The organism is Maribacter aquimaris, from assembly GCF_014596745.1.
In the GTDB taxonomy this organism is placed as follows: Bacteria; Bacteroidota; Bacteroidia; order Flavobacteriales; family Flavobacteriaceae; genus Maribacter_A; species Maribacter_A aquimaris.
Map to the genome: position 1 here is coordinate 207,124 of NZ_JABTCF010000003.1, position 12,998 is coordinate 220,121.

Sequence of the window (12,998 nt, forward strand, 5' to 3'; positions counted from 1 at the left end):
GCACCTTTGCCTTTTTCATGGAAGATTCCTAAAACGTACTAGTAAGGACCCAATAGGACCAATATAACAAAATGGGTTACAGATATCCTATTGAATTCATTATCGCAAATTACCTTTGAATCCTTTGTTGTCCTTTACTTTCAATGTTGTTTTTGAAACTTTATCAGCTTTAAGTGATTTCGTACATTCCCCTTCATAGGAATTAGCACTGATTTCAACGTCCTTACAATTGATTAAATCAAACATATAAGCATCTGGATATTGAGGCTTTTCTGTTATTGTTTGTTTAATCGTATTGCCTTTGATCATTAACCCCTCTACCCTATCGGCCCAAACTATCCTATTATCAAACGTGTGGATGGTATTGTTAATAAATTGGATATTCCTATCGTAAGTTATCGTACTATCAAATGCCTTTCCAAGTCTAGGCGACACTTTTAAAACTGCATGTTCTGCCCCTCCGTAAGCACAATGGACAAACCGGTTATTACGAATAATGACGTCTTCTACATTACCGGACTCGAACCATTTGAAAGTTTCTCCCCGAAGCATAATTGATGACATCATTGATGATAGATCGTTGTCTTCAATAATAATTTTCTTAGGTGTTTTTATAATAATATTCCTTGCGCGATGGTCCCTGATTATATTTCCGCGCATCGTAAATGTCGGATTCCAAGTTTTATTTTCTAAAACATCGCCTTTTTTTAGACCTGGCGATAACTCATTCTCGAAAGTTATATCCGTAAAAATATCATTGACGACTTTTACCGAAGTAACTGTATTCTCTTCATTCCGTTGTGGATTGGGGTATTTAATAAACCATACCTCGTCCCCAATCCCGGCAAATTCAAAACCTTTTTGTTGATCGTGTTTTAAAGCGACCCTAACTGTTTTAGTGTCCAATACTTTGTCAACTTCAACATATGTACCATGCACATTGGTGCCATCGTCATACATACCTTCGAAACGACAGTTTTCAATAAGGATATTTCCTTTACAATTCGCAAAATGGGTCGCATCAGCAATAATGGAAATAACCCTATCCGAGCCTTCCCGAATATATATCCCACTATTAAGGATATCGATATTCTCTGAACGTTCGAACAAAAATCCCATTCCCAAAGCATGATGGATGATAACCTTGTCAATTACGATATTCTTTGAATTTCGAATTAAAAAAGCTGGAGCATAACGGTTATTCTTTTTATCACCCTTTGACTGTAATACAGAACCGACCCTAGGGAATTTCGTCATGTTTTTGTCATAAAAACGCAAATTCCCATTCGTTAATTTCTCTACATAATTTGAACGTAATGATTGGTCCCAAGCACCATAATCAACAGCCTTGGTTTCTTTATTATGGGATAATGAGCTTCCTAACGATTCAAAAATGAAATCGTTAATTCCCGGAAATTCAATTCGCCCTCTTTTCAATTTCCATGAAAAACCCTTGGCATAAGGTTTTAAATCGTAATAGTTTTCTTCCTCATTGGTAGCAATAACATCCCCTTGAAAAGAAAATGGTATATCCCAATCCAACGTTAGATGCTGTATATTGATCCTGTTACAACCTTCGAACACAAAAGGTGCTGTTTGCCCTCTAAAAATAAATTCGGAACCATTACCTTCGATTTCTACGGAATCAAAGCCTTCAAAATTGAAGATTATCTTTTTAAAACCATTCCCATGATTGGTTATATACAAATATTTACCAATGGCATAGTCGGTATGAAACAGGTAATTTCCTTTTTCGAAAACCAACTTTATATCCTTGCCTTCTGCTTGCTCAATGGCTTCACGCACAATTGATGTCATGTCACCCTCAGCATGTTTTATCTCAATTATTTCAGTTGCATAGGATTCACAGGATGTCGTTAGTGTAAAAACCACTATTATAAAAGATATGATATGTTTCAAGTTTTTCATTATCTAAATTTTTCTTATTAAAGATTTACCCCAGTACCTTGTAGGGATGTATCATGTCCCCACATAATATTCCAAGGGTCGGAAGTATTGGTTTGAAATGCCCTTAGTTTAGTTTTCATAACCGCCAATACTTCCTTAAAGTCTTTATCGGCCGCTAAATTGTTCGATTCCTCCGGGTCCTCATCCAAATCGTATAACTCGAACTCCGGTCTAAACAAAAAGTCATTTACTTTTTTAGGTCCAAAATATTCCATATCCTTCCTATAGATACCCTGCCAAGTTGAAGAAGCCCATAGATCCGAAGCAAAAGGATATTCCAAACGCCAGGCGATGTTCCATATCAATTTGTAATTATCCATTCTAACTACCCGCATTGGATAATACATGGTGATTTCATGAAATGTATGGGAGGCATAAATTTCATTCCACCCTTTTGGTTTATTTTCTGCTATTATATTTTTGAAGGATTTACCGTGAAAATCTTTTTCATCATAGCTAACCTTTGCCATGTCCAAAATGGTTGGGGTTAAGTCTACCCACGAAATCATTGCATTGTTCGTTATCCCTTTGACAGGATTTGTGGGGTCTTTAATAATACATGGCAGCTTGATCCCTGGCTCATAAACTGTGGTTTTAGCCCCCGGGAATGCCATTCCGTTATCTGATATATATATTACAATCGTATTATCCGCTTTTCCCGAATCTTGCAACATTTTCATCAATTTCCCAAAACCTTGGTCAATTCTGGAAATACTCTGGTAATATTGTGCTATCTCTGCCCTGCTCTCTTTGGTATCAGGCAAAAAACTAGGTACTAATACATCTTCGGGGTCGTAGGTTATGGTTTCAACACCTTTATAACCTTCAACTTTATTTCCAAAATTATTGGGGGCATTCCAAGGGTCTGGCTCAAAAGGTTGTCCACGATGGGGGTCATCTGTACAGAAATACAAGAAGAAAGGTTTCTCTGAGTTTAAGACATCCCCACATTGTTCAGCCATTTCAACTGTATTTCTTGGGTCTGCCTGTAATACCGTTTTAAAATGATAGACTTTTTCTGGAGCCACATGATATTTTCCAATTCGTGCCGTTTCATATCCATCATTTTCCAATAAGACCGGGAGCGATTTTACATTATCATAAGTACTAAAATGATGGTAATCATGCACATGACCGTACGACCCTGTTGCATGACCAAACTTTCCGGAAAGAATAACGGAACGACTCGCTGCACAACTTGCACTGGTACAATATGCATTGGTAAACTTAGTGCCTTCTATGGCCAGTTCATCTAAATTTGGGGTTTTGATTACTGGATTTCCATATGCACCTAAGGCATCAGTACCGTGGTCATCCGCAACAAATAAAATGATATTTGGTCTATTGGATTCCGTTATAGCCACTTCGTTTACTTTTTCCGTGCAATTGGTAAAAACCAGTACGATTACTACAACGATACTTTTAAAAAGATTTGCTTTCATTATAATTTCTTTTCGAATAAATACATCTAAACACTCTTATTCTGCATATCATCAGTACGTATCCTAATTCTTTTCTTTGATTTAAAATGATGGTCTTTACTATTCCTTCATCCACCTAGATGACTAAAATCGTATTTTTCTTTTCCCATTGGTTTTGGAAGCATCAATTCCGATTTTACAATAGAATCCCCACTTTTTACTTCTATGGATAGAAACCGAACAATAAATTCCTTTTTGTAAAGCACGTGAAATACAACTATAAGGATGTATTTAAGAATACCTTTTTTGTATTTGTAAGTAAATCATTGAAGGCGTTTCCATTTATTTGTGTTTAGCAGTTAAAATGAATTTTAAAAACGGTATCCCAAATGAAAATTATCCGATGCTACTTTTGTTGAAGCTAATTCCGTAGTATCGATAGAAGGAAGTCAAAACACCAATGGTGATTTTAAAAAATACCAATTTGCAAATTACTTTACCCATAAATACAAGTGCTTTACCTACAACTACACAAAGAACAGGAATCAAGCTAAATTTGTTATAGTTAAAAAGGATAAACCGTATTTATGTAATCCAGTGAAAGATCTGGATGTATTAATTAGCTTTTATTACGATAAAGCATGTACTGAAGATGCTTAAATAATGTTAACCCAATTGTTTAAGTAATTAGAAAATATGGTTAATCCGAGGTAAAAATCAAATGTTACTAATGAAGTAATTTAAATATTAAAAGGGCATAATTGATAGGGTATAAATAATTGGTTGTGCATCCTCATCATAAATCCTACTTACATGTATTGGCATAAAAATATAATATGAAACTTAGGTTCTTTATTATTTGGTTGGCATTATTTTCCCAATTCTGTTTTTCACAAAACGATTGGGAAAATGAGCTTATGTTCGAGCAGAACAAACTGCGTTCTCGCGTACCAAGCTATTCTTATACCAATCATCAAGAAGCATTAAATGGAAATCGGGATATTTCCAGAATGCAATCCCTAAATGGATTTTGGAAATTTAATTTTGTTAAAAAATCTGCGGATAGACCTAAAGATTTTATAAGTAAAGATTTTTCAGGCACTTCAGAACAGTGGAAAGATATGACTGTGCCTTCAAACTGGGAGCTTCAAGGCTATGGTCAACCGATTTATACCAATATTATTTATCCCTTTACACCAGATATTGAAAATGGTGGCAAGCGGAATTTCAATTATATGGGACCACATCCACCGCAATTTCCATATATAGAAAAATATAGGGATAATCCTGTTGGCAGCTATTACAGAGATTTTACTATTCCTGAAGATTGGGAAGACCAATCCATAATTTTACATTTTGGAGGTGTGTCTTCTGCCTTTTATGTCTGGGTAAATGGAAAAAAAGTAGGTTATAGTCAAGGGAGTCGATTGGCTGCCGAATTTGATATTACAGACTTGGTAACGGAAGGGCAAAATAGAGTTGCTGTTCAAGTATTTCGTTGGAGCGATGGCAGTTATCTTGAAGATCAGGATATGTGGCGATTAAGTGGTATTCATAGGGAAGTAATGTTGTTGGCACAACCAAAAATCGCACTTAATGATTGTTTTGTAAGAACGAAATTCGATGCTAAACTAGAAAACGCCAAACTAGAGATCCGTCCACATTTATGGATGAAAGGGAATGAAGACCAACTGACGGGATGGACAATCTCCGCTGAATTATACGATGCAAATAACAACAAGGTTTTAGAACAACCTATATCTTGTAATGTAGAAGATGTGTATTTTGAAAGATGGCCACAAAGAGACATCACCAAGTTTGCCTTTTTGGAAGCAGAAATTAAAAGTCCACAAAAATGGTCTGCTGAAAACCCATATTTATACACTTTAGTTTTCGATGTTATAGACCCTTCAGGAAACTTGGTAGAATCTAAAAGTCAGAAAATAGGATTCAGAAAAATAACATTCAGTTCAGAAAACGAATTACTTATCAACGGTAAATCAGTAAAAATAAAAGGTATTAATCGCCATGATCATCATCCAAAACGTGGAAAAGCATTAACCCGTAAGGATTTAGAAGACGATATAAAACTACTAAAGCAATTCAATTTCAATGCAGTCCGTACATCCCATTATCCTAATGATCCATATTTCTACGATTTATGTGATCAATATGGAATCTATGTCATGGATGAAGCCAACATTGAAACACACCATTTAGGCAGTTATGCACCACAACAGCCTAGTTTGGCAATCCCGATATTGAATCGCGTAATGCGAATGGTAGATCGAGATAAAAACCATCCAAGTATTATTTCGTGGTCTTTGGGCAATGAAGCGGGTACAGGCCCTGCTTTTGCAGCAGCAGCGGGTTGGGTAAAGGATTATGATGCATCTCGTTTTGTACATTACGAAGGTGCTCAAGGGCAGCCAACACATCCAGATTATAAAGAAGGTGAAGAAGGCCAAAAGGTTTTTAGAGGGAAAGCACATGCCAATCCTGATGACCCTAAATATGTTGATGTTTTGAGTAGAATGTATCCAGAGATATATCAGCTAAAAGCCATGTCTGAAAGCACAATCATCAATAGACCAATTATAATGTGTGAATATGCACATGCTATGGGAAATTCAATTGGAGGTTTGGGTGAATATTGGGATCTTATTAATTCCAAATCGAATTTAATTGGTGGTTTTATCTGGGATATGAAAGATCAAGGATTAGAAAAAACGAATAAAAAAGGAGAACAATTCTATGCCTATGGTGGCGATTTTGGTGATGTACCAAATGCTGGGAACTTCTGTATCAACGGTGTGTTTTCGCCAGATGGAAAGCCTAATCCACACGCTTGGGAAGTGAAATATATTCACCAGCCTTTCAATTTTAAAGCTATCGATATAAAGAACGGAAGGCTTACAGCAATTAATCATTTAAATGACACCAATTTGAATGCTTATGAAGTCAAATGGTCACTTTCTGAAAATGGAAACGAATTGCAATCTGGAATTTTAGATAATATTGATGTTAAACCAAGTTCTACTTCAGAACTAACGATTCCCTTTAAAAAAATAAAATTCAAAGAGGGTTCTGACTATTGGATACGTGTTTCTGTACATGAAAAACAGAATCGTTTTTGGGCAAATAAAGGATTTGAAATAGCCAAGGAGCAGCTACTTCTAAAAGCAAAACATGTGAAAAAGTATTCTAACCCAAAATCCAAAATTTCAGTGTTGGAATCAACCAATGAAATTAGTGTCAACGGAAAAGGATTTTCGGCAACGGTTTCAAAATTAAATGGCGAATTGAATTCATTCAAAATCAATAATCGAGAACAAATAGCATCGCCACTAAAACCGGATTTTTTTCGCCCACCAATAGATAACGATTTACGAGGGGCAAGCAGCAAGGATTTCAGAAAGTCTAGAGCGTACTGGGAATTTTTATATGGGAAATTGAAAACAGATTCTGTACAAATTGAAAGTGATCATGATACTGGAATTACCATTAAAGTATCGAAATCATTTAAGAATGAAGTCAATCTCACCATTGATTATCGTTTTTTAAATGATGGAAGATTAATCGTAAAAATGAGCCTGGATGCTGATAAATCACTTCCAAGTTTAGTGAAATTTGGGATGACAATGGGAGTTACTAAAAACTATGCCCAAACAACCTTTTACGGAAAAGGGCCTCATGAAAATTATAGGGACAGAAAGCGAGCTGCTGTAGTGGATGAGTACACTTTCAAGACGAACGATTTATTTACCAATTATATTTTTCCACAAGAAAATGGCAATCGCTCTGAAGTAAGATGGTTAAAACTTTCAGAAAGTAAAAAGGACTATTTAATGATTGAAGGCGCACCAACGTTTGGGTTCTCAATTTGGCCCTATGCCGCAAAAAATATTCAGGAAGCAAATCACCCATATGATTTGGAAGAACAAGGTTTTTATACGTTGAATCTAAATCTAATTCAAATGAGTGTTAATGGAACCTTGTCGGAAACTTTGCCACAGTATGTAATTCCTTCAGGGAAATACAATTTCGAATTTATTCTTAACGCAAAACACTAAAGATGAAAAAAGCAAAAACCACATTCCGTTTCCTTTTAGCGTAAATGCTATCAGCACAAAAATGATAGACTTGGTTACCCTCACTTTGGAAATAATATATTTAAAACTGGTAACTACATTAATTTTACGGGCACGGACATTGTACTTTATATTCAAAATTATCTTTGTTTCTATAATTTTTTAAATCTATAAAATGAAAATGTTTTCATACAAATTTATTCTGCTTGCGGTCATTAGCTCAATGCTTCTTTCCTGTAATGCACAAGAAGAAGATAAAAAGCAGCCAAATATCCTTTGGATTCTTTCTGAAGATTTATCGCCATTTATGGGTTGCTACAATGATTCGATAAATAAAAATGCAACGCCGGTTATAGATAATTTAGCATCTGAAGGTGTATTGTTCAACAGAGCTTATGCAACGGCACCCGTATGTTCAGCTAGCCGCTCTGCCTTGATTACCGGTGTTATGCAAACCACAACAGGAACACACAATCATCGCTCAAGTCGAACTACAGATGGTGAACTAGTGCCTGAAGAACTTCGAATTCATTTACCGGAAGGTATGAAGACTCTTCCTGAATTAATGCGCGAAGCAGGCTACTTTACATTCAATAGTGGTAAGGACGATTACAATTTTGACTATAATAGAAAGGCATTGTATACGGTTGGAAGTAAAGAAGATTACCAACCGGGTATGAATGGATGGCAAGGCAATTGGGCCCAAAACGCCAAATCGGTCACAAAAGATACTTGGAATGCCAGAAAAGACAAGAACCAACCATGGTTTGGGCAAATTCAGATAGATGGCGGAAAAGCACATGCAAAGTTCGTGCGTGAAGGACAGGAATTAGCACCCAATGAGGTACCTCTACCTCCTTACTTTCCGGATATTCCGTCACAACGTGAAGCATGGACAGACCATTACAATGCGAATAGGGGTGCTGATGTCAATGTAGAGACTATTTTAAAACAATTGGAAGCCGATGGCGAATTGGAAAACACCATCGTTTTCTTTTTCTCCGATCACGGAAGTCCAACTTCATTGCGTCACAAACAGTTTTGCTATGAAGGTGGTCTTTTAGTGCCATTAATGATCAAAGGAAACCATCCTGCCATAAAATCAGGAACGGTTAGGAATGATTTGGTTTCACTATTGGATATTACCGCTACGACATTGGCTATGGGGAAAGCTCTAATGCCCGACTATTTGGATGGCCAAGATTTATTTTCCAAAACGTTTCACGAAAATGATTATATCATCGGTGCAAGGGATAGATGTGATTTCACAATTGATAAAATTAGGACCGTAGTTTCCAAAAAATACAGATACATCAAAAACTATTTCCCGGACAGACCAATGATGCAAGCGAGCTACAGGGATAATAAACCCATTGTGATGGATATGAAGAAAGCCCATAAAGAAGGCAAATTAACACCCTATCAAGAAAAGCATTGGTTTGGAGTTAGACCCATGGAAGAATTATACGATTTAGAAGCTGATCCGGATCAAATGAACAATCTTGCCGAAAATCCGGAATATGCACAAATCCTAAAGGAACACCGAAGCGTATTGGAGAACTGGATAAAAAAAACAGACGATAAAGGACAGTATCCGGAAAAGGCCATTCAATTAGAGGCTACGTACAACTTATGGAAAAATAGACCCCGCTTTATAAAAGCGAAAAAGAACCCGGAATACGATCAATTTATAACAAATTAGTGTACAAAAATTGAGGTAACATCAATAAAAACCAACTGAAAACAATAATCCTTACAGGTTTATTTAAACCCCAATTACCTTAAAGAAACAATTTTTCTTTAAAGACTTTAATCCGGGAAATGGCTTGGTCGTGAAAATTCAAAATACCAAATATGGTGGGGCCATATACGATTGTTAATATCATTACGAAGGGTATCGGAAGATCCATACCTCTTTCATTCCCATAAATATCCAATACCTAGTACGGTTGGAAAAGGTATTTGAAAAAATAGCATGGAAAAATTAAAATTTACTCCCAAAGACATTTTCTAAACCAGTAGGAACAAATTGTATATCATTTCCATTGATATTTACATTGAATAATTAATCTTTTAGACAAAAAATGAGCCATAGAAAAATTTTTTTCAATGTTATAGTTGCAGTAGCTGCTATTTCGTTTATCTCGTGCAAGGGTCAAAAAAAGGCCGAAGAATCAAAATCGGATAAACCAAACATCGTATTGTTGTTTGTTGATGATTATGGTTGGTCGGATGTTGGGTATAGGAACAATACTTTTAACACTCCGAATATTGACCAACTTAAAACGGAAAGTCTGGATTTTAGTAGGGCATATATACCAACACCAACTTGCAGTCCGAGTAGATTGTCCTTATTGACAGGGAAAGAAGCCATTCGATTGGGAATGCCGAGACATATCGCCATAGATCCGAAGAATCCGGATGCCGAATACAATTTATGGCCCACAGACCCTGTCCAAAGGCCTTCACGCAATTATTTACCTCTTGAAGAAATCACCTATGCAGAAAGACTTAAGGAATTAGGCTATTACAATTACTTCATTGGTAAATGGCATTTAGGGCATGAAGGACATTATCCTACCGACCAAGGTTTTGACGAAGCCTACGGAACTACTGATGCAGGTAATCCAAAAAACTATTATTACCCATTTTTCAAACCTGATGAAGACCCTAAAGATTTTCTAAATTCAGGACCTAAAGAAGGGGATTATTTAACCGATATATTAACCGATAATGCTGTGGATTTCATAAACGATTATGACAAGAACCAACCTTTTATGTTGTCGTTCTGGTATTATTCCGTTCATGGGCCATCTATTGGCAGGAAAGATCTTTTAAAAAAACACCAAGATGCGGGATTGAAAGGTAAATATGCGCATCATGCCGCTATGGTTGAAGCAATGGATGAATCCGTAGGTCGTGTTAGAAAAGCTTTGGAGAACAAAGGAATTGCAGAGAACACAGTCATTATTGTGTTATCCGATCAAGGTGGCGCCTATACCAATGCCCCTTTGAGTGGTGGTAAAAAAGGGGGCAATACTTTGGGGGAAGGTGGTGCTAGAGTGCCATTAATGATTAAATACCCAGGGGTTACCAAGGCAAATACAGAAACGGATATCCCCGTACAGTCCATCGATCTGTATCCGACATTAATTGAAATAGCCTCTGGAAAAGCATACAAAGACAGTACTATTCAAGGCGTTAGTTTACTACCTATTTTACAAGGCAACGATATTGAAAAACGAAACCTTTATTTCTTCCGAAGTTATGAAGACCAATATGCAGCAGTAATTTCCGGGGACTGGAAATTAATTAAATACCACAGTGGGAAATTCCATTTGTTCAATGTTGTAAAAGATATTAGTGAACAAGATGATTTGATAGGAACAGGATTGGAAATAGAAACAAAACTAAAAAAGGAAATTGCTGCTTGGGAAGAAGAGGCTGTGCCAACATATTAAATAGTTTCTAATGAAAAGTTTTAGACTAGTACTATTGGCATTATTATCTTTTATAGCTTTCAATTCATATAAAAGCGATTTAAAAGAAATAAGGAAGGAAGTTCAAACGAAAGAAACCATCCAACCTAAAAAACCCAATATTGTATTTTTTCAAGCGGATGACATGGGGTAAAAGCACCAAGACAAAGCGATGGGATTTCTTTCTTACCAATACTATTTGGGGAAGAAAATCAAAAGCAACACGATCAAATGTATTGGGAAATTCAAGAGGTCCCTTCGGTAAAAGACTTTACACAGACTGCAAGAATGGGTAAATGGAAAGCGGTTCGAGTAGCTGATTCTTATAAAACTGAATTGTACGATTTGGAGAAAGGACAGAAACGAAACCCATGATTTATTCTCCCAGTTCCCAGAAATTATAGCAAAAATGAACACTATCCTGAAAACCGAAAATGTGAAAATAGGGCACTATCCAAATTCAGGCGGAATTTTCAAATAAAAAGATATGCGAGTTCAAATCAATAACCTCATTATTATAAGTATTCTCTTTAGTTCCCTAGTGTCTTGTGGAGAAAAGAAGGTCAGGAAAGATACGATCACAGAAAAGGACCAACCCAATATCATCTGGCTTATGGCCGAAGATATAAGTACGGATTTGGCATGTTACGGTATGCCAAATGTAAAAACACCCAATCTGGATAAAATGGCGAACAAGGGCGTTCGTTTTGATAACGCCTTTGTGACCAATTCCATTTGTTCGCCAAGTCGTTCTGCCATGATGATAGGTACGCACCAGGTAAAAACCAATACCCATAATCATCGTAGCAACCGGAATGTCCCTCTGGACAAACAGTTTACCCCAATGACCCAAAAATTAAGGGAGGCAGGTTACACCACTATCCTGGGAAATCATGCCGTTATGAAGAAAGGACGTAAAATCGATGTTAATTTTAAACACGAACCCCTGGGTGCATGGGACGGAGAATCAAATTTCGGGCTTTTTGACAAGTATGACAATTTCGAAAAATCGGACGAACCTTTCTTTGCACAGATCCAATTAGTGGCAACACACCGGGGGGAATGGTGGAATGACGTTCGCGAAAAGTCCAAACATCCTGTAAATCCTGATTCTGTGCAAATGCCTCCTTATATGGCAGATCATCCTGCCATACGATTGGATTGGGCCAAATATTTAGACCAAATCGAATATATCGATAATGAAGTTGGAATGATTTTTAATGAATTGGAAGAAAAAGGAATGGCAGATAATACCGTTGTCATTTTTATTGGTGATAATGGCCGTTGCAATATTAGGGGAAAAGGCTATTTACACGACGCTGGATTACGTATTCCTTTATTAGTTTACTATCCCAAACAATTTAAGGGAGGTGAAATTAGAAAAGACGTCGTAAGCGCAACGGATATCACTGCAAGTATTTTAGACTTTGCCCATATTGATATCCCCGAATACATGACGGGACAGCCCATGTTCAATACCAACTTCAATAGGGAATATGCTTATGGAGCCCGTGATCTATGGGATGAAATACAAGAAAAATCAAGAGCCATAACATCTGATAAATGGAAGTACATTAGAAACGACAAACCCGAAATTCCATTCGATGCGCATCAAGCCTATTTAGAGTTTTATCGCCCTGCCGTACATGTGATGCGCAAACTCAAAAAGGAAGGAAAGCTCACAGATGTGCAAAAATTCTTTTTCGAGGATTCCAAACCCTTGGAAGAACTCTACAATCTAAAAAATGACCCTCAGGAATTAGTCAATTTGGCGAATAATCCGGCGTATGATGCGATTTTAAAAGAATTGCGGGATAGAACCATTGAATATGATGAGGCATTTAAACCGGTTAGTGATATCTACGAGCCCAAATCTGTTCAAAATACAGTCGATTTGGTGCAGTGGATAAAAGACGAAAGACCGGAAATACATCAGCAAATGAAAGAAGGAGTGGAAGTCGGTTTCAAGAAATGGGGAGCAGAATTCAAAAAATATAAAAAAGAACAAGCTGTAAAAGCTTTAAAGTAATAGAAAGGCA

The 12,998-nt window shown here is 36.7% G+C and carries 8 protein-coding genes; 6 read left to right on the top strand and 2 right to left on the bottom strand.

Features of this window, described 5'->3' with window-relative positions:
• Positions 1 to 99 precede the first annotated feature (99 nt).
• Both HPE56_RS06935 and HPE56_RS06940 read right to left on the bottom strand, forming a co-directional pair.
• A complete protein-coding gene (locus HPE56_RS06935) occupies positions 100 to 1,929 on the bottom strand; it encodes an alpha-1,3-galactosidase-related protein (protein WP_188243042.1) in 1,830 nt (609 codons plus the stop codon).
• Between the two features lie 17 nt (positions 1,930 to 1,946).
• Positions 1,947 to 3,410, bottom strand: coding sequence for a sulfatase family protein (locus HPE56_RS06940; protein ID WP_188243043.1), 1,464 nt, complete (start codon positions 3,408 to 3,410; stop codon positions 1,947 to 1,949).
• 815 nt (positions 3,411 to 4,225) lie between these two features.
• Between HPE56_RS06940 and HPE56_RS06945 the strand changes: the two genes are divergently transcribed.
• The 6 genes from HPE56_RS06945 (at position 4,226) to HPE56_RS06970 (ending at position 12,988) form a co-directional block, all read left to right on the top strand.
• Positions 4,226 to 7,462, top strand: a complete 3,237-nt coding sequence (locus HPE56_RS06945; RefSeq protein ID WP_188243044.1) for a glycoside hydrolase family 2 TIM barrel-domain containing protein — start codon at positions 4,226 to 4,228, stop codon at positions 7,460 to 7,462.
• A 193-nt stretch (positions 7,463 to 7,655) separates the two neighbouring features.
• Positions 7,656 to 9,182, top strand: coding sequence for a sulfatase family protein (locus tag HPE56_RS06950; protein ID WP_188243045.1), 1,527 nt, complete (start codon positions 7,656 to 7,658; stop codon positions 9,180 to 9,182).
• Between the two features lie 382 nt (positions 9,183 to 9,564).
• Positions 9,565 to 10,941 (top strand): sulfatase, encoded by a 1,377-nt coding sequence (locus tag HPE56_RS06955; RefSeq protein ID WP_188243046.1) that lies wholly within the window; start codon positions 9,565 to 9,567, stop codon positions 10,939 to 10,941.
• 10 nt (positions 10,942 to 10,951) lie between these two features.
• A complete protein-coding gene (locus HPE56_RS06960; RefSeq protein ID WP_188243047.1) occupies positions 10,952 to 11,113 on the top strand; it encodes a hypothetical protein in 162 nt (53 codons plus the stop codon).
• Between the two features lie 77 nt (positions 11,114 to 11,190).
• The gene (locus HPE56_RS06965; RefSeq protein WP_188243048.1) at positions 11,191 to 11,334 is read left to right on the top strand and encodes a hypothetical protein; all 144 of its coding nucleotides are present in this window, start codon (positions 11,191 to 11,193) and stop codon (positions 11,332 to 11,334) included.
• A 112-nt stretch (positions 11,335 to 11,446) separates the two neighbouring features.
• On the top strand, positions 11,447 to 12,988 hold the full coding sequence (locus HPE56_RS06970) for a sulfatase family protein (RefSeq protein ID WP_188243049.1): 1,542 nt from the start codon (positions 11,447 to 11,449) through the stop codon (positions 12,986 to 12,988).
• Positions 12,989 to 12,998 lie beyond the last annotated feature (10 nt).